The organism is Actinobacillus capsulatus DSM 19761, assembly GCF_000374285.1.
GTDB classification, from domain to species: Bacteria; Pseudomonadota; Gammaproteobacteria; order Enterobacterales; family Pasteurellaceae; genus Actinobacillus; species Actinobacillus capsulatus.
The window spans coordinates 1-20,964 of sequence record NZ_KB893945.1; the positions used below are offsets into that span (position 1 = coordinate 1).

Below are 20,964 nucleotides of genomic sequence, written 5' to 3' on the forward strand. Positions count from 1 at the left end.
ATGTTTTTGAAGAAACAGAGCGAAAGACTAAACGAATCAGTGACAGCTTGTTGAAGATTAAATTTTAAAGAAAACATAAAAAAAGACAAAACATCGACAGAATATTCTGGCGACCAGAGTGCAGTAGTTCTACCTGAATCCATCCCGAACTCAGAAGTAAAATGCTGTAACGCCGATGGTAGTGTGGGGTTTCCCCATGTGAGAGTAGGGCATCGCCAGATTGAATTAAAGGGAACCCTGTGGTTAGTGATAATCACAGGGTTTTTGTTTTATTGAGGATTTGAAGGCTAAAGGGTATAGTTCATTCGAAAGGCTGAAAATCCAAAAATCAAAGTGTCTACAAGCGAAGTAAAAGTGAGCTAACGCTTTTGTTTTCTTTTAATGTGAAGGAGAGTATTTTCTGGTTTGACTACTTCTCAAAATTATTCTTTTCCGTTATTCTTCTACTATTGATTATATCTATAGGATTTAAATATTTCTTTGCAATTACCATTACCTATTCATCAAGTTGATGATGAGACTTTCGATAATTTTTATGCAGTAAACAGCCTTGTGCTGTTGGATTCTTTGCGTCAAAATTTTGTTGATGTGCAGCAGCCATTTTTTTATATTTGGGGCGGGAAAAGTAGTGGTAAGAGTCATCTCCTAAAAGCGGTAAGTAATCATTATTTACTGAATCAGCAAACATCTAGTTATATTCCTTTAGAAAAATCGCAATACTTTTCTCCAATGGTTTTGGATAATGCAGAACAATTAGATGTTATCTGTTTGGATGATCTCCAAGTAGTTGCCGGTGATGGAGCTTGGGAACTCGCTATTTTTAATCTCTTTAATCAGATCCGTGAGCAGCAAGGTTTATTTGGCTGTGGTCATAAGACTTTGTTGCTGATAAGCGCGGATTGCCCTCCTCATCAGTTAAAGATTAATTTACCGGACCTTCGTTCTCGCCTTACTTGGGGAGAGGTGTATCAGTTAAATGATTTAAATGATGAGCAAAAGCGGATTATTTTGCAACGCAATGCATACCAAAAAGGAATGGAGCTGTCCGATGAAGTTGCTAATTTCTTACTAAAACGTTTGGATAGAGATTTACAAACGCTTTCTACTGAATTAGATCGTCTCGATAGGGCCTCTTTACAGGCGCAGCGGAAATTAACAGTGCCTTTTGTAAAAGAAATTTTAGGGCTCTGATACGATTTGATTCCTATCAATATTTGCAAAAAAATTATCGAATTTGACCGTTTGTTACCTCTAAAGAGGTAATGGCTTTGCTACGCTAAAATCTAGGCTTATGTTAAACTTCGCTAACTTTACTACCAATAAATTATTATGTCTTATATGCATCAACTTTCAGTGATTAATTTAGCTTGTGAGCGGGGAGAAAACCGTCTTTTTGAAGGCTGTCAGTTTTCTGTGAAAAGTGGAGATTGGCTACAAATTGAAGGACATAACGGTATTGGTAAAACAAGCTTATTGCGAATTCTTGCCGGGCTATCGACACCTGCCGAAGGTGATGTCCTTTGGAATCATGAGCCTATTCAGAAATGCCGTGAAGAATATTACACAGAATTATTTTATTTGGGGCATCATGCCGGAGTGAAACCGGAACTCAGTCCGTGGGAAAATCTACGCTTTTTCCAAAAAATGCAAAAGTTGCCGTTAAGTAATGATGCACTTTGGAATGCTTTGGATAAAGTGGGGTTAGTTGGGCGAGAAGATTTACCTTGTTCACACCTCTCAGCAGGCCAACAACGTCGTGTTGCCTTAGCAAAATTGTGGCTGACTAAGCAGAAACTTTGGATCTTAGATGAACCTTTTACCGCAATTGATAAAAAAGGTGTAGCTGATTTGAGCTCTCACATTGAACGCCATTGTGAGGACGGTGGGATAGTAATATTCACTAGCCATCAGACAGCAGAAAGTAGTAAGGTCAACATTATTTTATTAGATAAATTTAAAATATAAAGAATTAATATGATTTTATTTAATATTATTCAGCGAGAACTGACAATTGCTTTTCGCAAGCCGGCGGAGATTTTAAATCCCTTATGGTTCTTTCTGATTGTTATTACCCTTTTCCCATTATTAATGGGGCCAAATCCTGAATTATTAGGCAAAATTGCACCGGGAGTGGCATGGGTTGCCGCATTATTATCGGCGTTATTGTCGTTTGAACGTTTATTTCGGGATGACTATTTGGACGGCTCTTTGGAACAGCTTATGCTTTTGCCGATTGGTTTGCCACAAGTTGCGTTAGCAAAAGTGATTGCACACTGGTTATTAACCGGATTGCCCCTGATTTTATTGTCACCGGTTGCAGCGATTCTGCTATCGTTAGAAACACAGGTTTGGTGGGCGCTCGTTCTTACTTTATTACTGGGAACTCCGATTCTTAGCTGTTTAGGTGCGATAGGTGTTGCGCTTACGGTCGGTTTACGCAAAGGCGGGACATTATTAAGTTTACTTATTTTGCCACTATTTTTACCGGTATTGATTTTTGCCGCTGCAGTATTAGAATCCGCAACCTTGAATATGGGATATAGCGGTCAGCTTGCGATAATAGGTGCTATTTTAGCTCTAACCTTAACTTTCTCACCTTTTGCAATTGCTGGGGCGTTAAGAATAAGTATTCAATAGCGAACACTTTTGAAGATCGCATAGGTCAATAAGCGGTTAAATTTTTATTATTTTTTGTAATTTGGAGATGTTATGTGGAAATGGCTTCACCCCTACGCTAAATCGGAAACACAATATCGATTGCTTGGGAAAATTCAGCCGGTGTTAGGTTGGTTAAGTTTTATGATGTTGGCGGTAGCCTTTGTATGGGGGCTTGGCTTCGCACCTAAGGATTATCAGCAAGGCGATAGTTATCGCATTATCTTTATCCATGTGCCGGCAGCAATTTGGTCGATGGGAGTATACGGTTCAATGGCGGTTGCCGCATTGGTGGCATTAGTGTGGCAGATTCGTCAAGCAAGCCTTGCGATGATTTCAATGGCGCCAATCGGGTTAGTGTTTGCCTTTATTTCGCTTGCAACCGGTGCTATTTGGGGTAAACCGATGTGGGGAACTTGGTGGGTTTGGGACGCTCGCTTGACGTCTGCTTTAGTTTTATTCTTCCTATATATTGGGGTAATGGCACTTTATTCCGCTTTCCAAGATAAGCAAACCGGTGCGAAAGCAGCCGGTGTGTTAGCGGTAGTTGGTGTGATTAATCTTCCGATTATTCACTTTTCAGTGGAGTGGTGGAACACCTTACATCAAGGCGCGACCATTACGAAATTAGATAAGCCGTCTATGGCTGTAGAAATGTTGATTCCGTTATTATTGGCAATTTTCGGCAGCTTAATTTTTACTGCTTGGTTTAGTATTTGGCGTTATCGTATCGTGCTCTTAAATGATGAGCGTAAGCGTCCTTGGGTAAAAGCCCTTGTAACAGAATAAGCGGTTAAATTAGGAGAAAAAGATGCAATTTCAATTTGGATCATTAAGTGATTTCCTTTCAATGGGAAATTACGGTTTCTATGTTTGGCTTTCTTATGCGGTTTCTATTATTGCGATGGGTGGCTTAATTTGGTTTTCTCGTCGAGAAGAAAAGCAAATTATGCAACAAGTCAAAAAAGAGTTAGCACGAGAAGCACAACTCAATAAGAAGTAGTTATAGCTATGGAATTAAGCGGTCATTTTTATATAACTTTTTGCAAGTTAGTTAGAAAAAATGACCGCTTACTTATTTTGAGGTATAGGGTTTGAGAAAAAGCAAAGATTCTATCTAGAGATTAAAGTAATAGCGGAATCTTAAATGATTTTTTGCTATTCTACACAGCGTTTTTATTTAAATTTTTTTGTGCAATCAGCACATTTTGAAAGGTGATTACTATGAATCCAAGACGTAAATCGCGATTGAAAGTGGTGGTTTCAATCTTATTCGGTGTGGCGGTTGCCACCGGTCTGACGCTTTATGCGCTAAGTCAGAATATCGATTTATTTTATACGCCATCGGAAATTGTAAATGGTAAGAATGATGATCCGAACCAAAAACCGGAAGTGGGTCAACGTATTCGTGTTGGCGGAATGGTTGTGGAAGACACAGTAAAACGTGATGAGAAAACCTTAAAAGTTGAATTTGATGTGAATGATGTTGGACCTTCGATTACGATTGAATACGAAGGTATTTTGCCGGATTTATTCCGTGAAGGGCAAGGCATTGTGGCACAAGGCGTATTAATTGAGCCGACTCGTTTAAGAGCAACGGAAGTATTGGCGAAGCATGATGAGAATTATATGCCGCCGGAGTTAGGTGACAAATTAAAACAAAAACACAATAAGATGGGTGTTTCAGAATCTGATTTAAAAGGTGAATCAGAGCGTGATAGAGCGGAAATAGAAGAGACCCTGAAGACTTTGCAAGGGGAGTCTAAATAATGATTGCGGAATTAGGCAATTATGGCTTAGCACTTGCGCTAGGATTGTCAATTTTCTTGGCAATCTTACCGCTTATCGGTGCACAGAAAGGTAATATCACCTTAATGTCGTTAGCTCGCCCGATGACATGGGGAATGTTTCTTGCGTTGACGATTTCATTCGGTTCACTTTTCTATTTATTTGCCGTAAATGATTTTAGTGTGCAGTATGTGGTGAATAACTCGAATTCAACCTTACCGCTACAATACCGTTTATCGGCGGTATGGGGCTCTCATGAGGGCTCTCTATTGCTTTGGATTTGGCTATTATCACTTTGGGCGGTTGCTGTAGCAGCCTTTAGTCGTCAGATGCCGGAAGAAGCGGTGGCACGTGTATTGAGTATTATGGGCTTGATTAGTATCGGCTTCTTATTATTTATTATTTTTAGTTCGAATCCGTTTGCGCGTACTTTCCCTAATTTCCCCGCTGATGGTCGAGAATTAAATCCGATGTTGCAAGATGTCGGCTTAATTTTCCATCCGCCGTTATTATATATGGGATATGTCGGGTTCTCGGTGGCATTTGCGTTTGCAATTGCTTCTCTAATGACCGGCAGATTGGATACCGCTTGGGCACGCTGGTCTCGTCCTTGGACCATGGCTGCTTGGGTATTTTTAACGCTAGGTATCGTGTTAGGCTCTTGGTGGGCTTATTATGAATTGGGTTGGGGCGGCTGGTGGTTCTGGGATCCGGTTGAGAATGCCTCTTTAATGCCTTGGATTGCCGGAACAGCGTTGATTCACTCTTTAGCGGTAACGGAAAAGCGTAGTACATTTAAAGCTTGGACAGTGTTACTTGCGATATTAGCATTTTCGCTTTGCTTGCTAGGTACGTTTTTGGTGCGTTCAGGCATATTGGTTTCGGTGCATGCGTTTGCTTCGGATCCAACGCGTGGTTTATATATCTTAGCTTATTTAGTGCTGGTTATTGGCGGCTCATTATTACTTTATGCTTTCCAAGGTTCAAAAATTAAAAGCTTAGATAATTATGAAAGATATTCACGTGAGTCAATGTTTTTAATTAATAATATTTTATTAATGGCATTTTTATCCGTGGTATTTTTAGGTACGATTTTACCGCTAATTCATAAGCAGATCGGTTTAGGCTCAATCTCTATTGGTGCGCCGTTTTTTGATCAAATGTTTGTCATATTGATGGTACCGTTTGCCTTTATTTTGGGTATCGGCCCATTAGTGAAATGGCGTAGAGATCAAATTTCGGCGATTCGTACGCCGGTACTTATCTCATTAGTGTTAATGACGGTGCTTGGTTTTGCGTTACCATACTTGTTTGCTGATCGTATTACCGCGACTTCGGTGTTAGGGGTAATGATGGCGGCAATTATCATTATTTTGAGCTTATATGAATTACATCAACGCGCGACACATCGCCATACCTTCTTTAGCGGCATTTTTAAATTATCTCGTTCGCATTGGGGAATGGTATTAGCGCACGTTGGGGTAGCGATGACAGTGTTTGGTATTGCATTTAGTCAAAATTTCAGTATTGAGAAAGATGTTCGTATGAACGTGGGCGATCAAGTACAAATTCTGGATTACAATTTTGAATTTAAAGGAATCAAGATTACTGACGGAGCGAACTACCAAGGTGGCACAGCAGAAATTGCAATTACTAAAAACGGCGAATATGAGGCAACCTTAAATGCAGAAAAGCGTTTTTATAACGTGAGTAAAATGGGTATGACCGAAGCGGCGATTGATTGGGGTTTTAGCCGAGATCTTTATGCTGCTTTAGGTGAAAAGCTTGAAGACGGCTCATGGGGCGTTCGTTTATATTACAAACCGTTTATTCGCTGGATCTGGATTGGCGGATTATTTATGGCATTAGGCGGTCTATTGTGTATGATGGATAAACGCTATCGCGTTCGTATTCATGCTTAAATTTGATTAAGTGTTTCGTTACACACTTAGGTAAGCGGTCAAATTTTCGGATTTTTTTGCAAATTTTCGAAAAATTCGACCGCTCGTTTTATAACTCTATGAAAAGGTTGAGAATTATTCATAAAATTGCTGAAAATCACTCTTTTTGTTTGTAATCTAGGCAAACGTCTAATTTTTTCGAATTTTTAAGAAAAAGGGTTTGACATATTTCTAAATTCTAGTAATATGTGCGCCACAGATACAGTGAGTGGTGAGATGGCCGAGCAGGCTGAAGGCGCTCCCCTGCTAAGGGAGTATAGGGTTCAAAAGCTCTATCGAGGGTTCGAATCCCTCTCTCACCGCCATTTACTTTATCACGCACCCGTAGCTCAGCTGGATAGAGTACTCGGCTACGAACCGAGCGGTCAGAGGTTCGAATCCTCTCGGGTGCGCCATTTTCATTTTACTCTATTCAAATGAAAATGGTCGATGATAAAACTAAATAATTCGCCATTCAAAATACAATGCACCCGTAGCTCAGCTGGATAGAGTACTCGGCTACGAACCGAGCGGTCAGAGGTTCGAATCCTCTCGGGTGCGCCATTTCAAATATTCAAATCTTTTTCGTAATTCAGCAAATTTTCCAATAATTTTAAAATTTATCCTTTACGGATTAGATGCATTTTATTGATGATTTTATGCTTAAATTTGCTTATCAAGAACATTTTAAATCTTACTATTACGATTCTCGTAACTTATTGCTTCAATTTCCTTCTATTAGCGCGAATCAAGATGCTGATGTTTGTATTATTGGTGCCGGTTTTCTCGGCTTATCCACAGCACTTGAGTTAGCGGAAAAAGGTAAAAAAGTTATTATCTTAGAAGGTGCAAGAGTTGGCTTTGGTGCGTCTGGCCGTTCCGGTGGCCAAGCGATTAATGGTTTCGAAGACGGGATTGATGAATATATTGAACAGGTCGGTTTAGAGAAAGCGCAGAAATTATGGCAAATGTCATTGGAAGCGATCGATATCATTGATGAGCGTGTAAAGAAACATCATATCCAATGTGATTGGAAAAAGGGATATGCGACGCTTGCGCTCAATCATCGCCGCATGGATGATTTGATTGCGATGGAACAAGCAAGCCGAGAGACCTTTGGCTATCAGCAGATGCAACTTTGGGATAAAGTAAAACTGAAACAGCATTTAGGTAGTGATATTTATGTCGGCGCTTTATTTGATAGCAATTCTGGGCATTTGCATCCGTTAAATTATTGTTTAGGGCTTGCGCAAGCTTGTGTTAATGCCGGAGTGGTCATTTATGAACATTCACCGGCGACCGAAATTCACAGTATAAGTGAAAGTAAAGCGGTCGTTTTTACGGAAAATTTTACTATTTCGTGTGAATCAGTGGTTTTAGCAACCAATGCTTATATTGATGCGCTTTCTAAAAAGCTGACGTTTGGGATTGAGAAAAAAATTCTACCGGTCGAAAGCTTTATTATTGCTACGGAGCCTCTGTCTCAAGCAATGGCGGATAGCCTTATCAACAATGGGATGTCAGTTTGCGACAATAATTTATTGTTGGATTATTACCGTCTATCGGCGGATAACCGTTTGTTGTTTGGATCGGATTCTAGTACCAATGTGGATATGGTGGCAAAAATGCGTTCGGAAATGTTAACTGTGTTTCCACAGTTAGAAGATGCCAAAATTGATTATGGTTGGGGCGGGCCGATAGATATGACGCTGAACTCGACTCCACATTTTGGGCGGATCAAACCGAATATCTATTTTGCTCAAGGTTTTTCAGGGCACGGCGTTGCCTTAACCGGATTAGCCGGACGTATTATCCAAGAGGCAATTTTAGGCAATGACGAACGATTAGCGCTTTTTGAGAGTTTAAACGTACCTAGCCTTTATGGCGGTAAATGGGTAAAAAGAATGGCATTGAAGGTTGGTATTCCTTATTATCGTTTTTTAGATAAATATAAATAATACTAATAAAATCAAGGATGTAAGTGTTAGCTTATGTCTTTTTAAATTTTTACGCTGCATAAATCTGAAGGCGGATTATTTCGCAATGTACAAAATTCAGCTAGACTTGCGAACTAAAGGGAAATAGTGAGGATTTCATATTGAAAGGATTACTAGCACGATTATTTGTTGGTATGGCATTGTTGTTATGGGCATGGGATATGGTTTACCCTTGGCAGCAACTCATGCAAGCGGAAGAGAATCGTTATGGGCAAATTCAGCAGCGACAAGTATTAAAAGTAGGAATGATCAATCATCCGCTTTCTTATTTTGTCGGAGCGGATGGTACAGCTGGCATTGAGTATGAATTGGCAAAATCGTTTTCTGAGTACTTAGGTGTAGGCTTAGAAGTTAAATCATTTGAACACAGTGAACAGCTTTTTAAGGCATTAAAAGAGAATAAAATTGATATTGCCGCTGCCGGTTTATTGTATCAGCCTGAGCTAGGTGAACAATTTCAAATTGGTGCGGCCTATTATTCGGCTTCATGGCAAGTAGCATATAAAAAAGGTAAGACAAGACCGTATAAATTAGCGGATCTGCAAGATGAGTTAGTAGTGCCGTCTGGTTCTGCAGTGTTGCCTATTTTACAGAAGCTAAAAGAAGAGTATCCTAAGCTACGTTGGCATACGACTGATCAATTCACTCAAGAAGAATTGTTATTGCAAGTGGCGGAAGGGAAAATCCCTTATACCGTTGCCGTTTCTGTCGATATTTCTGCCGCTCAACATATTAGCCCGAATATTGCGGTTGGATTTGATTTAACGGATGAAATGCCAGTGCTTTGGTATTTACCAAGCAGTTCATATAGTGAATTACAGGCGGCAGTGCTGGATTTTATGGATAATGCAAATGAAACGGGCTTGATTTCACGTATTGAGGAAAAATATTTTAATCATTTATCCCGCTTTGATTATGTTGATACGCAAAGTTATTTAAATGCAATTAAATCGGTATTACCTAAATATCAACCGTTATTCGAAAAGTATCAAGGTGATTTGGAATGGCAAATGTTAGCTGCCATTGCTTATCAAGAATCGCATTGGGATCCGAATGCAACCTCACCGACCGGTGTGCGTGGTATGATGATGTTGACGCGAGATACGGCTGATAGAATGAAAATTACCGATCGAACGAATGCGGAACAAAGTATTCGCGCCGGTTCGGAATATTTGCATCTGTTAATGGGGCAAATTCCAGAAACAGTAGCCAAGGAAGACAGAATTTGGTTTGGTTTAGCTGCTTATAATATGGGGCTTGGACATCTTCTTGATGTTAGACGCTTGACCAAACAACTGGGTGGAGATCCAGATAATTGGTTGGATGTGAAGAAAAATCTACCGCTTTTAGCGGAGAAACGCCACTATAGTGGCTTAAAATATGGATATGCAAGAGGTTTTGAGGCCTTTCAGTATGTTGAAAATATTCGCCGTTATCATAGTAGTATAATGAATCACCAACGTGTTGAGGAGCAGAAAGTACAGGCGTTACAGCTTTCGAAGTAACAAGCTCAAGAAAGTCAGTTATTGGAAGCTTCTCTAATAGCGTCTTTTACGGATAAAATGCTTACTTAACCTGAACAATCCAACGAAGTCATTAAGGAATAGTTTTATGAGAAAACGTAAACTGAAAAGCAGAAAGACCTTGGCGCGTAACGATAAATCTCGTCGAATTTTGCAAATTCTAAAGAGAAAGCGTCGGATTGCAGCTCGTCATAGTTTGGCTTTTATGATGTTGCAGAATGAAGTTTAATAATTTAAATCGTAAAAAACCGTCCTTTAAGGACGGTTTTTTACGTTCTATTGTGCATAGCTAATCACTTTGATGACCTTATTCACACCACTTACTGTGCGTGCTGCTTCAGCAGCGGCATCTGCTTGATTAGGTGAAAGTTTTCCAACTAAGAATACTTCTCCGTTTTCAGTAATAACTTTTACTTCTGTTGATTTTACTTCCGAATTAATCAGTAATTTTGATTTCACTGCGGTAGTAATCCAGCTATCAATAGAGATTTGACCAACACCAATTTTTGAACCGGTACGAATTTCATTATATATCTCAGTAACACCTTCTGCGCCGGCGGCAAGATTCTTAGCATTTTCAACTGCATCAAAACTAGGTGCTTGACCAACTAGCAATACTTTACCATTGTAAGCGACCACATTAATGCGAGCTTCTTGTTTCAGTTGTTCATCTTTATTGATGTTGTAAGCAACACGTTCTTCCAAGATCTCATCATCTACTTGCGTACCGGTAGAGCGAGGATCAGTTGCGACTTTAGTTGCAATAGCGGCTGAGGCCACAACAGTTGTTGCAATACAACCCTGTAATGATAAGAGGCTTACAGCGAATAAACTCGCTAAACTGATTCGTTTGGCTAAAGTAAGCATAACAATATCCTTCTAAATGTTAAGAAAAGAGTAACTGGTCAACTAATTCACAGAGTAAGTTTACACAGAATTGGTGGCCTTCAATGATTCGTAATTCATTACTGGAAGGCATTGAAATTTCAAGGTCGTGATCATCAAGTAAACCTTGCGTATGGTCATTACGACTACTGGTAAATGCTAAAACTTCTAAACCTTCATTTTTTGCAGAATGTAGCGCGTTTAAGACCGCTTCTTCGTCACCTAGAGGCGAAAAACTAATAAATAAATCTCCCTCTTTTGCAATTGCTTGTAACTGTTTACGGTAGATTTGCGCAAGGTCGTTATCTTGTGCAATTACTCCAGCCAATATACCGTCAAATTGCAATAATTGAGCTGCAAAGCTTGGTCGAGCAAGATCGTATTTATGTAATAAGTGGCTGACTAAAAGCTGTGCGTTCGCATATGAACGCCCATGTCCGCATACGATAATTTTATTACCTCTCAATAAACAGGCAACAATGCGATTAGCGGCCTCGCTAAGCGTTTTAGGCAGTAATTCCGCCGCAGCAATTTGGATCTGGATGCTTTCGGTAAAACGATCTTGTATTTTTTCTAGCATGAAAAGAACTATCCTAAAAAATTGGGGATCCAAAGAGGCGGATCATTTCCTTCAAAGGCAACAACATCAAAACGACAATTTGCAGTGTCTAAGCTCTGTTTACGTTGCGTAAACAGCCACATATTTGCGGCATCCAACCATTTTTGTTGTTTTCGATAATCAATACTTTCGACTGCAGAGCCGAAGCGCTTACTTTTGCGTTGACGAACTTCTACAAAAACCAAGGTTTCATCTTGTTGCATAATAAGATCCAGCTCACCACATTTAAAAGTCTGATTAGCCGCAATGAATTTAAGCCCTTGCTCTTCTAAAAAGGCACGGGCTTTATCTTCAAAACAAGCACCTTGAGAACGCTTAGTTAGCGCTTTGAACAGCACCATTACGATATTGCAACCAAGTCATTTCACGTTCGATATTACAGTTAGGGCCTGCAGTTAAGTTTCCGGTTAAACCGGACACGCTGTAACCCGGAATTTGGCGGAACTCATTAAATTTATTTGCAAGTGCCCAAGCATCAGAACCCATTGCATATAAGCGCATCATTGAGAAATCGCTTGCCGCTAGGCTATCTGCTTTTTTGTACTCATCCGAATCTGTGTCGGATAATAATGGAATTTCGCTGAATTTTACGCCTTCCATTGAAGTACGGAACTCAATACCGTTATTTGGTGAGTTACTACGTGAGGAAGTATAAATTGCAAGTTGTCCAGCGAGTGCAGAGTTATCTACACCCTGTTTTAATTCAAGTAATTGTTCAGCTGTACCTAATGCGTATAATGCAGCGCCTTGAATATTTCCTGAGTTTTGAATAGCCATAATAGAATCTTGCGGGATGTTATAATAACGAACATCTGCATCTGTATTGGTTAATTGTCTCCAGCGTTGGGCGAATGCATCCGCAGAACGTTGTCCGAAATCGTCTTGCGGTGCTGCAACAATCGCACGAGAGTAACCGTCACGATATAAACGATCTGCTCCAGCCCTTGCCTCAGCTTCCGGTGATAAACCGTAGTAACATACGCTCGGAATCGCTTTAACATTTGGGGTTGAGTTTAGCGCTAACACGTTAACACCTTTAATTTCAGGGCTAATGAGCATTTCATCAACACGAGATTTAAGTAACGGTCCGATAATCGTTTGCGCGCCTTGTTGCTTTGCTTGCGCTAAAATACTTTCAACAGAACTGCTGTCAGTATCGTAGGTTTGTACTGCAATTGAGTCGCTACCTTTGGCGTCATTAAAACCTTTTTTAATGATATCACCCAAAATTTTAGCATTACCGCTTAATGGTAAAAGTAACGCCACACCATTTAATTGAGTTTGTTGGAAGTTTGATACATTTTGTAGTTCAGCCGGCATAAAAGAAACCGCACTGTGATTAGGATACAGTTGCTTCCAGTTATTGATACCTTGTGGCATTTGTGCCGGTGTTGAAACATTCTGGTTATATACCGTAATAAGTGCTAGCCAACCTGCAAATTCCGTTTCACCCGGGCCTGCGCTTGCGACTGATAGCACACCTTTATTGGCATTACGTAATAATGCCCAAATTTGGTCATTATTTTCTTGGCGTAAACGATTTTCAGAGAATTGTGCGCTCATTAAAGAACGGGCACGTACCGCTTCGATAACATCTTTTTTATTTTCGGCAATACGCGCTTGAGTTTGGTGATAACGTAATAATTGTGATTTGCTTAGTAATGCCATTGGCACAAGTTTAAGTTGCGCTGCTGCCTGAGCATTGTTGGTTTGTAAAGCGGAAAGCTGTGCTGCAACTAAGTTATATTCGACTTTTTGAATTTCATTTTTTTGAATTTCAGCAAGCGAAGCATTTAATTCATCAAACATATTCTGTGCTTCGAACGCTTTATTTTCATCAATCAATTTACGAATGGCGAGTAAGCGATAAGTGATTTTATCTTCTTTATCCGTCGCTTGCTCCGCTTTATTGATATAAAACTCAGAAGTTGCGTACGCTTCATTTTTTACCGTTTTCGTTAACGGGTTTTCAAAAAAACTTGTACCGGTACAAGCAGAAAGAAAAAGTGCCATTGCCGTTGGGACAAAGACAGTTTTTAGTTTCTGTTTTAAAATAGTCGCCATTGTATTGCTCCTAATAAACTATAATAGGCAGAATAATGTTGAAATCTTACTTATCAAACGAGTGAAAAGCAAATGAAAAACGAACAAAACGGCACTTTGTATATTGTCGCAACGCCAATCGGTAACCTTGGAGATATAACTCAGCGAGCATTGGATACTTTTGCCCAAGTCGATTTAATTGCTGCGGAAGATACCCGTCATAGCGGTTTATTACTTAGCCATTACGGTATCAAAAAACCATTTTTTGCCTTACATGATCATAATGAACAACAGAAAGCTGCCGTATTAGTCGAAAAATTACAACAAGGGCTGAATATTGCCCTGATTTCCGATGCTGGTACGCCATTAATTAGTGATCCGGGCTTTCACTTGGTGCGCCATTGCCGCCAAGCCGAAGTCAAAGTCGTGCCGTTACCCGGCGCTTGTGCGGCGATTACCGCACTTTGCGCATCCGGTATTGCCTCAGACCGCTTTTGTTTTGAAGGGTTCTTACCGGCTAAGACAAAATCACGTTGCGATAAATTAGCAGAAGTGGCTGATGAAGCACGTACACTGATTTTTTATGAATCAACTCACCGTATTTGGGATACACTTAAGGATATGCAGAAAATATTGGGCGCTGATCGTTATGTGGTGATAGCACGTGAAATTACCAAAACGTGGGAAACCATTTATGGCGATACGTTAACCAATTTAATTGAGTGGTTAAATGAAGATAGCAACCGCATTAAAGGTGAGATTGTGTTAGTCGTGGAAGGAAAACCGGAACAGGTAGATGAAGAATTTTCCACCCAAGCGGTTAAATTACTCGGTTTACTTTGCCAAGAATTACCGCTGAAAAAAGCGGCGGCAATTGTGGCGGAGACTTTCGGCTATAAAAAGAATGCGCTTTATCAATACGGTTTAGAACATCTTTCCGATAACTAAAATACAAGCGGTTAAATTTCCTAAAAATTTAACCGCTTGTTTGTTAGATTCTCGCCAAATCAAAATTTACTAAATCAATTTTATCCTCTGTGCCGTAGAATTTGGCTAACGCTTTGCGTAGCGTTTCGGCACGTTTCGGTAGATAACCTCGTTCGGCGTAAATTTTGACTTGGTTAAAAACCGCTTGTTTAAATGCGTAAATGCGGAATTATCGCCCGGATTACCGGAAAGATTATCTGCACTGGCAAAATAACGGAAGCCGGCAGCGGTTGCCAACACCCATTCAATCGCTTGCGGTTTCACTTCCACCGATTCAAATTCACGCTGACGTTCCGCTGAGCGTCCGTCCGGTTCGTACCAATAACCGAAATCTTCTAATTTGCGGCGTTCGGTTCCTGCCACAAGCCAATGGGCAATCTCATGTAATGCACTGCTGTAATAGCCGTGCGCAAATAAAATCACGTTATATGGACGCTCGGATTTCACGCCGTCTTCATCTAAAAATGCGGGTAAGTAAATCGGGTAGTCTTCGCCCTTTTCTAAGCGGGTATTGTATTCTTCGGCGAAACATTCATCGAAAATACGAATAATGTCTTCAATTTTATGATTGTCTTGGTTCATAGCAAACTTATTGTGATTAATAAAAAAATGGCACAAGCGATCAACTTATGCCATAAGATTATAACTGATTTAGCCAACTTAAAAATTGATTTGCTTCTAAGAAGCCGGTAACTCTTGATTGTGTCAGCTCATTACCGTTCTCATCAAAGAATAAAATGGTTGGTAAACCTAATACATTAAAGTGTTTCATTAACTCATCGTTTTGTGCCGAGTTATTGGTCATATCCACCTGCAGCACCACCATTTCCGCCAATTTTTGCTGTACGGCTTGATCAGTAAAGGTGTATTTCTCAAACTCCTTACACGCCACACACCAATCGGCATATAGATCCAACATCACTTTTTTGCCTTGTGAAGCGGTCAATTTTGCTTGTAATTCTGCAAGTGATTGCACGCGTTCAAACGCTAAGTGATTGCTTACTTGCACCGAATGAGCGTTACCTTGATTCCAGACTAAATTTGCCCAAGGGTAAGCGGACAAGGCAAATGCAAAAAATAGTAGAGTTCTGACCGCTTGTTTGAGTAAGCCTTGAGTTGGAATCACGCTAATTAACCAACCGACAAATACCATCGCCAGTATCGACCAGATAAATGACTCGTAATGGCTCGGTAAAATACGGCTAAGTAAAAAGACCGGTAATGCTAACATCACAAAACCGAATGCGGTTTTGACTTTTAATAACCAATCGCCCGATTTCGGTAGGATACGATTCCCAAATAAGGTAATCAGAATTAACGGAATCCCCATCCCTAAGGCTAATAAATAGAGTGCTAATCCGCCGGTGAGCAAGTCTCCACTTTGTGCCACATACAGCAACGCACCGGATAACGGTGCCGAAGTACAAGGTGAAGCGACTAAACCGGCAATCGTACCCATTACAAAAACGCTACCAAATGCACCGCCTTGCTGTTTTTGGCTCATCGCATTCAGTTTTTGTTGCCATGAATTCGGTAAACGGATTTCAAATAAGCCGAACATTGAAGCGGCTAAAATAGTGAATAAAATCGCAAGCGAAATCAGCACCGGCGGGCTTTGTAACGCTACTTGGAACGGTAAGCCGATTGCTGCCACCACTAAACCTAATAGCGTATAAGTGAGTGCCATACCTTGTACATAAGCAAAGCTGAGTAATAAAGCTTTGAACGTATTAGGGCGTTGCTTATTACCAATCACAATCGCAGATAATAACGGCAACATTGGTAATACGCATGGGGTAAAGGCTAAACCGATACCCAGCACAAAGAACCAAAAAATCGATAAGCGATTGTTCGCTAAGTTCTCGGCAAGCTGATCCTGTTCTGCTTTCGGTGCATTCGCTAACGGCTGAGAAGCGGTTGAATTTTCACTATTTTTTGCAAAATTTTGTGCGGAATCGACCGCTTGTTGTTTGCCTAATGCAATGGTGACCGTTTCAGGCGGATAGCAAAAGCCTTTGGTACAACCTTGGTAACGAACCGAAAGACTAGCGTTCGCTTGTGCTGCAGAGAATGTTACCGGCAGCGTAAGCTGATCACGGAAAATTTCCACATCACCAAAAAATTCATCATGATAATTTTCCGCAGTAGGGAAAGCTAATGGTTGGATTTCGGCGTTTTGCGGCGTGACTTGTATTTCTTTTTTATATAGATAATAGCCGTCCGCAATTTGCCAATTCAGCTCAATTTGATTATCGGATTTCGGTGTCGCCGAGAAAGTAAAAGCCTCTGCGCCGCTTAAATATTTTGGCTGATTATTGCCAAACAAGCCGGCTTGTACGGGAAGTGTTAGCGCCAAGCTAACAAATAAGAGAATGAAATGTTTCAACATACGAGTTAATACAAATAATAAAGGTGCGATATTTTACCTAAAAGGTGCGATATTGTAATGCAAATAGGTAAAGTCGGGAAAAGTTGTGATTTCTTACCAAAATATAGTCTTTAATTGATAATGGTAAAGATTGACAAAAAATTACCTTAAATATTGAGAAAGTTGTTCGATAAAGCCATAATAAATTTACGCGTTTTAATTCAGAGGAGAAAAAACGATGTATGAAATAGTCTTTTATCGAGACCGACGTGGGCGAGAACCCGTCAAGGAATTCCTGCAGGAATTTATTAATGAACAACAAGACGAAAATCGAGAGCGTTTGCACAAAATTAGTCATCATTTGACAATTTTACATTTGCACGGCACTCGAGCAGGCGAAAGCTATATTAAACATTTAGAAGATCGTATTTGGCAGTTACGTCCAATTAGCGATTGTTTACTCTTCGCCGGTATTGTGCGAGGTCAGTTTGTATTGTTGCATCATTTCGCCAAAAGCAGTAGTCGGCTTCCTAAGCGTGAGCTGGAGCGAGCAAAAAGTCGTTTGGCAGATCTACAGGAGAGGATAAAAGATGAGCCCTATTGGTTCTAGTTGGACATCATTTGAACGAGAAGTATTTAACGAGTTAGAAATGGAAGAAAACCATTTTCGTGTTAAATTAATTCTTGAAATCATTGAAACTCGACAAGCACTAGGCATTTCACAGCGTAAATTAGAAAAATTAAGTGGTGTTAAACAATCTATGATAGCCCGAGTTGAAAAGGGAAGTTCCAATCCTTCTCTTGGTACGTTACTGAAGTTACTGGTGCCTTTGGGGAAAACATTACAAATTGTTTCTTTAGACGAAACTCATTCTAAATAAAGGCAAACAAGCGGTCGAATTTGTAAAAAATTTTGCAAATCCGGCCGCTTGTTCTATTTAGATATGATTATAGTGCGGTTTTCAGTAAGTAAAGGGTGTAACCGATATAACATAATAGGAAAATACCGCCTTCTAGACGTGTAATCTTAGCTTGTTTTTTCTTAAAGCTGTAAGCGAAGAAGAACAGTAATAAGGTTAAGGCAAACATTACTAACATATCACGAGAGAACACTGCCGCTTCTACTTGCATCGGTTCAATTGCACCGGCAATACCGACAACCGCAAGTGAATTAAATAGGTTTGAACCAACGATATTTCCTACCGCTAAATCCGATTCACCCTTACGAGCAGCGATGATTGAAGATGCTAGCTCCGGTAATGACGTACCAACTGCTACGATGGTTAAACCAATCACCAAATCACTTACTCCAAAGTATTTCGCTACTTCAACCGCACCCCATACGAGAAGCTGTGAACTTGCCATTAAAAATGCCAAACCAATCACAACCCAAAATAGAGCTTTTTTTAGCGGTAGCTGTTCCGTTTGCAGCGATTCGGTTTGTGCTAACGCATCATCTTTATTGCGTAAGCCAACCCAAATTGTCCAGCTCATATATAGCGTAAAAATCACTAATAAAATCACCGCTTCTAACTGGGTGACTTGTGCATCAAACAACATATAAGCGGAGATTACCGTTACTAAAATCAGGACAGGTAATTCAAGCTTAATCACTTCTGAAGCCACCATAATGGGCTTAATTAATGCGGTAACCCCTAAGATAAGGGCGATATTAGTAATATTAGAGCCGTAAGCATTACCAAGCGCAATACCCGATGCGCCTTTGAGTGCTGAAGACGCCGAAACAATCATCTCCGGTGCGGACGTACCAAAACCGACAATCACAATACCGATTAACAGTGGCGACATACCAAAATGACGAGCGGATGAAGCTGCGCCTTCTACAAATTTATCTGCACTCCAAACGAGTAAAATTAAGCCGATTACAATGGCAAGAGAAGCGTATAACATTATGTTTCCTACGAGTAAAAATGGGCGTATAGTATAGGTTGAATTTTAACTATTGACTATAAGGGACCTGCGATGAAAGTGATTAGTTCAGCGATTAAAAATGGGGTATTTGAAGACCAATACGGCAAACGTGGCAGCCAATTTAGTCCGAATGGAATGCCAAGTTATTCCATTCCGTTTGAAATTAGCGATGCGCCGCAAGACACGAAATCTTTTGCTGTCGTCTTGGAAGATAAAGATGCTATTACCGCAAGCGGTTTTGTCTGGATTCATTGGTTAATTGCCGATTTAGAGCGTACCAAAATTGCCGAAAACGAAAGTCTAACCGCCACCGATTTTGTACAAGGTGCAAATTCGTGGGCAAGTAAATTAGGTAACTTCTCGATTGAAGAGGCTTCAAATTATGGCGGTATGGCACCACCGAATTGCAAACACCGTTATGAACTTATTGTTTATGCGTTGGATACTAAATTGAATTTAACTTCCGGTTTCCGTTTTAATGATCTGCATTTTGCAATGCAAGGGCATATTTTAGCCAGCGCAAGTGTTATGGGAACTTACGACGTTTAAGCGTTAAGCTAATTGCTGATGTGAGTATTAGACAGACGGCATGGTAAAACTTTTGAGAAAAATGACCGCTTGTTATATTTACTGGCAAGCGGTCGTTTTTTATAAAAATTTTACAAAATCATAATAAAAATATCTTGCATAATTATGCAATAAAAATTAGTATTCATTCAGTTATTTGAAATGTACAGGATTTTAAACGAATGGCAATTCGCATTCACAACGTCAACTTTTTTTACGGTTCAAGCCAAGCATTATTCGATATTAATTTAGATATTGAAAAAGGCGATACAGTGGTGCTGTTGGGCCCTAGCGGTGCGGGTAAAAGTACCCTGATTCGTACGCTAAACTTAATGGAAATCCCACAATCGGGTATGCTTGAAATTGCCCAACATAAATTTAATCTTTCTGCAAAAGCCGATGCCAAAGAAATTGCATTATTACGCCGTGAAGTCGGTATGGTGTTTCAGCAATACCATTTATGGCCACATTTAAGTGTGATGCAAAACCTGATCGAAGCGCCGATGAAGGTATTCGGTTTAGCTAAAGAAGAAGCGATTCAACGCGCTAAGTCGCATTTAGAACGTTTACGTTTAGGCGAGTTTGCTGATCGTTTTCCGTTACAGCTATCCGGTGGGCAGCAACAACGTGTAGCAATTGCCCGTGCATTAATGATGCAGCCACAGGTGTTATTATTTGACGAGCCGACTGCCGCACTTGACCCGGAAATTACCGCACAAGTGGTTGATATTATTAAAGAGCTGCAAGAAACTGGTATTACCCAAGTTATCGTTACCCACGAGGTTGGTGTAGCTCGTAAAGTGGCAACCAAAGTGGTGTATATGGAAAAAGGCAAAATTATTGAGCAAGGCGGATCGGACTGCTTTGAACATCCGAAAACTGCTGAATTTAAAAATTATCTTTCTCACTCAGAATAAATTATATGCAAGGACACATTATGAAAAAATTATTATTAGCATCAGCCATCGCATTTAGCGCATTTTCAGTACAAGCAAAAGATTTAACCTTTGCCATGGAACCTAGCTATCCGCCGTTTGAATCGACCAATGAAAAAGGCGAAATCATTGGTTTTGATGTAGATATTGCCAATGCAATCTGTAAAGAAATCCAAGCGAATTGCTCATTCAAAAGCCAATCTTTCGATGGTTTGATTCAAGCGGTAAAACAAAAACGTATTGATGCGGCAATCTCGGCGATTGATATTACTGAAGCACGTGCCAAACAAGTTACTTTTACAGATGCTTATTATGACAGTTCAGCAAGTTTTATTGCGGTGAAAGGTAAAGCGGATTTAAATACGGCTAAAAATGTTGGTGTACAAAACGGCACAACGTTCCAACAATATGTTGTTGCAGAAGCAAAACAATATGCGCCAAAATCTTATAACTCGTTACAAGATGCGATTTTGGATTTAAAAAATGGTCGTATTGATATTATCTTCGGTGATACTGCAGTATTAGCGGATATGCTATCAAAAGAAGCAGAACTTTCATTTGTGGGCGAAAAAGTAACCAATCAAAAATATTTCGGTAACGGATTAGGTATTGCGGTTAATAAATCAAATAGCGAATTAGTTGCAGAGTTAAACAAAGGTTTAGCGACAATTAAAGCGAACGGCGAATACCAAAAAATTTACGATAAATGGATGATTAAATAATTT

22 protein-coding genes, 3 tRNA genes, 1 rRNA gene and 1 pseudogene are annotated in these 20,964 nt (G+C 40.0%); 20 read left to right on the forward strand and 7 right to left on the reverse strand.

Annotation, left to right across the window (positions count from 1 at the left end):
* Positions 1 to 105 precede the first annotated feature (105 nt).
* The 14 genes from rrf (at position 106) to C228_RS14365 (ending at position 10,132) form a co-directional block, all read left to right on the forward strand.
* Positions 106 to 221: ribosomal RNA gene (gene rrf, locus C228_RS0110405) — 5S ribosomal RNA — on the forward strand.
* Between the two features lie 259 nt (positions 222 to 480).
* Positions 481 to 1,191 (forward strand): DnaA regulatory inactivator Hda, encoded by a 711-nt coding sequence (gene hda, locus C228_RS0110410; protein ID WP_018652561.1) that lies wholly within the window; start codon positions 481 to 483, stop codon positions 1,189 to 1,191.
* 138 nt (positions 1,192 to 1,329) lie between these two features.
* A complete protein-coding gene (gene ccmA, locus C228_RS0110415; RefSeq protein ID WP_018652562.1) occupies positions 1,330 to 1,965 on the forward strand; it encodes a cytochrome c biogenesis heme-transporting ATPase CcmA in 636 nt (211 codons plus the stop codon).
* A gap of 9 nt (positions 1,966 to 1,974) precedes the next feature.
* A complete protein-coding gene (gene ccmB, locus C228_RS0110420; protein ID WP_018652563.1) occupies positions 1,975 to 2,637 on the forward strand; it encodes a heme exporter protein CcmB in 663 nt (220 codons plus the stop codon).
* 72 nt (positions 2,638 to 2,709) lie between these two features.
* On the forward strand, positions 2,710 to 3,444 hold the full coding sequence (locus C228_RS0110425; RefSeq protein WP_018652564.1) for a heme ABC transporter permease: 735 nt from the start codon (positions 2,710 to 2,712) through the stop codon (positions 3,442 to 3,444).
* Between the two features lie 22 nt (positions 3,445 to 3,466).
* Positions 3,467 to 3,658, forward strand: a complete 192-nt coding sequence (gene ccmD, locus C228_RS0110430; protein ID WP_018652565.1) for a heme exporter protein CcmD — start codon at positions 3,467 to 3,469, stop codon at positions 3,656 to 3,658.
* Positions 3,659 to 3,879: 221 nt separating this feature from the next.
* A complete protein-coding gene (gene ccmE / locus C228_RS0110435) occupies positions 3,880 to 4,425 on the forward strand; it encodes a cytochrome c maturation protein CcmE (protein WP_018652566.1) in 546 nt (181 codons plus the stop codon).
* Positions 4,425 to 6,365: a heme lyase CcmF/NrfE family subunit gene (locus C228_RS0110440; RefSeq protein ID WP_018652567.1), complete on the forward strand. Its 1,941-nt coding sequence runs from the start codon at positions 4,425 to 4,427 to the stop codon at positions 6,363 to 6,365. Before ccmE ends, C228_RS0110440 begins: the two co-directional genes overlap by 1 nt.
* Before the next feature lie 249 nt (positions 6,366 to 6,614).
* Positions 6,615 to 6,709, forward strand: a tRNA-Ser gene (locus C228_RS0110445).
* A 13-nt stretch (positions 6,710 to 6,722) separates the two neighbouring features.
* Positions 6,723 to 6,799 (forward strand) — tRNA-Arg (locus tag C228_RS0110450).
* Positions 6,800 to 6,870: 71 nt separating this feature from the next.
* A tRNA-Arg gene (locus C228_RS0110455) sits at positions 6,871 to 6,947 on the forward strand.
* A 95-nt stretch (positions 6,948 to 7,042) separates the two neighbouring features.
* Positions 7,043 to 8,341 (forward strand): NAD(P)/FAD-dependent oxidoreductase, encoded by a 1,299-nt coding sequence (locus C228_RS0110460; protein ID WP_026313283.1) that lies wholly within the window; start codon positions 7,043 to 7,045, stop codon positions 8,339 to 8,341.
* A gap of 140 nt (positions 8,342 to 8,481) precedes the next feature.
* The gene (gene mltF, locus C228_RS0110465) at positions 8,482 to 9,885 is read left to right on the forward strand and encodes a membrane-bound lytic murein transglycosylase MltF (RefSeq protein WP_018652569.1); all 1,404 of its coding nucleotides are present in this window, start codon (positions 8,482 to 8,484) and stop codon (positions 9,883 to 9,885) included.
* 106 nt (positions 9,886 to 9,991) lie between these two features.
* The gene (locus C228_RS14365) at positions 9,992 to 10,132 is read left to right on the forward strand and encodes a hypothetical protein (protein ID WP_018652570.1); all 141 of its coding nucleotides are present in this window, start codon (positions 9,992 to 9,994) and stop codon (positions 10,130 to 10,132) included.
* A gap of 47 nt (positions 10,133 to 10,179) precedes the next feature.
* Here the strand turns inward: C228_RS14365 and dolP are convergent, their stop codons facing one another.
* The 4 genes from dolP to C228_RS0110490 are packed head-to-tail and all read right to left on the reverse strand — an operon-like array spanning position 10,180 to position 13,471.
* Positions 10,180 to 10,770, reverse strand: a complete 591-nt coding sequence (gene dolP, locus C228_RS0110475; RefSeq protein ID WP_018652571.1) for a division/outer membrane stress-associated lipid-binding lipoprotein — start codon at positions 10,768 to 10,770, stop codon at positions 10,180 to 10,182.
* A gap of 19 nt (positions 10,771 to 10,789) precedes the next feature.
* Positions 10,790 to 11,368 carry a D-sedoheptulose-7-phosphate isomerase gene (locus tag C228_RS0110480; RefSeq protein WP_018652572.1) on the reverse strand — a complete coding sequence of 193 codons (579 nt, stop codon included), beginning with the start codon at positions 11,366 to 11,368 and terminating at the stop codon, positions 10,790 to 10,792.
* An 8-nt stretch (positions 11,369 to 11,376) separates the two neighbouring features.
* On the reverse strand, positions 11,377 to 11,748 hold the full coding sequence (locus C228_RS0110485; protein ID WP_018652573.1) for a YraN family protein: 372 nt from the start codon (positions 11,746 to 11,748) through the stop codon (positions 11,377 to 11,379).
* Complete coding sequence (locus tag C228_RS0110490; RefSeq protein WP_018652574.1) at positions 11,723 to 13,471, reverse strand: penicillin-binding protein activator; 1,749 nt, start codon at positions 13,469 to 13,471, stop codon at positions 11,723 to 11,725. The genes C228_RS0110485 and C228_RS0110490 overlap by 26 nt, the downstream gene beginning before the upstream one ends.
* A 72-nt stretch (positions 13,472 to 13,543) precedes the next feature.
* Between C228_RS0110490 and rsmI the strand changes: the two genes are divergently transcribed.
* Positions 13,544 to 14,398, forward strand: a complete 855-nt coding sequence (gene rsmI / locus C228_RS0110495) for a 16S rRNA (cytidine(1402)-2'-O)-methyltransferase (protein ID WP_018652575.1) — start codon at positions 13,544 to 13,546, stop codon at positions 14,396 to 14,398.
* Positions 14,399 to 14,441: 43 nt separating this feature from the next.
* On the opposite strand, the pseudogene C228_RS13655 reads toward rsmI, so the two are convergent.
* Positions 14,442 to 15,019 (reverse strand): annotated as a pseudogene (locus tag C228_RS13655) (elongation factor P hydroxylase).
* A 58-nt stretch (positions 15,020 to 15,077) separates the two neighbouring features.
* Positions 15,078 to 16,826 (reverse strand): protein-disulfide reductase DsbD, encoded by a 1,749-nt coding sequence (locus C228_RS0110505; protein WP_018652576.1) that lies wholly within the window; start codon positions 16,824 to 16,826, stop codon positions 15,078 to 15,080.
* Between the two features lie 217 nt (positions 16,827 to 17,043).
* Here C228_RS0110505 and C228_RS0110510 point away from each other — a divergent pair, with 217 nt between their 5' ends.
* The gene (locus C228_RS0110510) at positions 17,044 to 17,415 is read left to right on the forward strand and encodes a type II toxin-antitoxin system RelE/ParE family toxin (RefSeq protein ID WP_018652577.1); all 372 of its coding nucleotides are present in this window, start codon (positions 17,044 to 17,046) and stop codon (positions 17,413 to 17,415) included.
* The gene (locus tag C228_RS0110515; RefSeq protein WP_018652578.1) at positions 17,396 to 17,686 is read left to right on the forward strand and encodes a helix-turn-helix domain-containing protein; all 291 of its coding nucleotides are present in this window, start codon (positions 17,396 to 17,398) and stop codon (positions 17,684 to 17,686) included. The genes C228_RS0110510 and C228_RS0110515 overlap by 20 nt, the downstream gene beginning before the upstream one ends.
* A 67-nt stretch (positions 17,687 to 17,753) precedes the next feature.
* On the opposite strand, the gene C228_RS0110520 is transcribed toward C228_RS0110515, so the two are convergent.
* On the reverse strand, positions 17,754 to 18,716 hold the full coding sequence (locus C228_RS0110520; RefSeq protein WP_018652579.1) for a calcium/sodium antiporter: 963 nt from the start codon (positions 18,714 to 18,716) through the stop codon (positions 17,754 to 17,756).
* A gap of 72 nt (positions 18,717 to 18,788) precedes the next feature.
* Between C228_RS0110520 and C228_RS0110525 the strand changes: the two genes are divergently transcribed.
* From C228_RS0110525 to C228_RS0110535, 3 genes are all read left to right on the forward strand, one after another.
* Positions 18,789 to 19,286: a YbhB/YbcL family Raf kinase inhibitor-like protein gene (locus tag C228_RS0110525; protein ID WP_018652580.1), complete on the forward strand. Its 498-nt coding sequence runs from the start codon at positions 18,789 to 18,791 to the stop codon at positions 19,284 to 19,286.
* A 200-nt stretch (positions 19,287 to 19,486) separates the two neighbouring features.
* Positions 19,487 to 20,221, forward strand: coding sequence for an arginine ABC transporter ATP-binding protein ArtP (gene artP, locus C228_RS0110530; RefSeq protein ID WP_018652581.1), 735 nt, complete (start codon positions 19,487 to 19,489; stop codon positions 20,219 to 20,221).
* Positions 20,222 to 20,241: 20 nt separating this feature from the next.
* Positions 20,242 to 20,961 carry a transporter substrate-binding domain-containing protein gene (locus C228_RS0110535; protein WP_018652582.1) on the forward strand — a complete coding sequence of 240 codons (720 nt, stop codon included), beginning with the start codon at positions 20,242 to 20,244 and terminating at the stop codon, positions 20,959 to 20,961.
* Positions 20,962 to 20,964 lie beyond the last annotated feature (3 nt).

Bases quoted from the DNA above. Each gene is read 5' to 3' on its own strand.
- C228_RS0110520 (WP_018652579.1), bottom strand. From the start codon at position 18,716: ATGTTATACGCTTCTCTTGCCATTGTAATCGGCTTAATTTTACTCGTT.
- ccmE (WP_018652566.1), top strand. From the start codon at position 3,880: ATGAATCCAAGACGTAAATCGCGATTGAAAGTGGTGGTTTCAATCTTA.
- C228_RS0110480 (WP_018652572.1), bottom strand. From the start codon at position 11,368: ATGCTAGAAAAAATACAAGATCGTTTTACCGAAAGCATCCAGATCCAA.
- C228_RS0110460 (WP_026313283.1), top strand. From the start codon at position 7,043: ATGCTTAAATTTGCTTATCAAGAACATTTTAAATCTTACTATTACGAT.
- ccmA (WP_018652562.1), top strand. From the start codon at position 1,330: ATGTCTTATATGCATCAACTTTCAGTGATTAATTTAGCTTGTGAGCGG.
- C228_RS0110535 (WP_018652582.1), top strand. From the start codon at position 20,242: ATGAAAAAATTATTATTAGCATCAGCCATCGCATTTAGCGCATTTTCA.
- ccmD (WP_018652565.1), top strand. From the start codon at position 3,467: ATGCAATTTCAATTTGGATCATTAAGTGATTTCCTTTCAATGGGAAAT.
- artP (WP_018652581.1), top strand. From the start codon at position 19,487: ATGGCAATTCGCATTCACAACGTCAACTTTTTTTACGGTTCAAGCCAA.
- C228_RS0110425 (WP_018652564.1), top strand. From the start codon at position 2,710: ATGTGGAAATGGCTTCACCCCTACGCTAAATCGGAAACACAATATCGA.
- dolP (WP_018652571.1), bottom strand. From the start codon at position 10,770: ATGCTTACTTTAGCCAAACGAATCAGTTTAGCGAGTTTATTCGCTGTA.
- C228_RS0110440 (WP_018652567.1), top strand. From the start codon at position 4,425: ATGATTGCGGAATTAGGCAATTATGGCTTAGCACTTGCGCTAGGATTG.
- C228_RS0110490 (WP_018652574.1), bottom strand. From the start codon at position 13,471: ATGGCGACTATTTTAAAACAGAAACTAAAAACTGTCTTTGTCCCAACG.
- ccmB (WP_018652563.1), top strand. From the start codon at position 1,975: ATGATTTTATTTAATATTATTCAGCGAGAACTGACAATTGCTTTTCGC.
- rsmI (WP_018652575.1), top strand. From the start codon at position 13,544: ATGAAAAACGAACAAAACGGCACTTTGTATATTGTCGCAACGCCAATC.
- C228_RS14365 (WP_018652570.1), top strand. From the start codon at position 9,992: ATGAGAAAACGTAAACTGAAAAGCAGAAAGACCTTGGCGCGTAACGAT.
- C228_RS0110485 (WP_018652573.1), bottom strand. From the start codon at position 11,748: ATGGTGCTGTTCAAAGCGCTAACTAAGCGTTCTCAAGGTGCTTGTTTT.
- C228_RS0110510 (WP_018652577.1), top strand. From the start codon at position 17,044: ATGTATGAAATAGTCTTTTATCGAGACCGACGTGGGCGAGAACCCGTC.
- C228_RS0110525 (WP_018652580.1), top strand. From the start codon at position 18,789: ATGAAAGTGATTAGTTCAGCGATTAAAAATGGGGTATTTGAAGACCAA.
- C228_RS0110515 (WP_018652578.1), top strand. From the start codon at position 17,396: ATGAGCCCTATTGGTTCTAGTTGGACATCATTTGAACGAGAAGTATTT.
- C228_RS0110505 (WP_018652576.1), bottom strand. From the start codon at position 16,826: ATGTTGAAACATTTCATTCTCTTATTTGTTAGCTTGGCGCTAACACTT.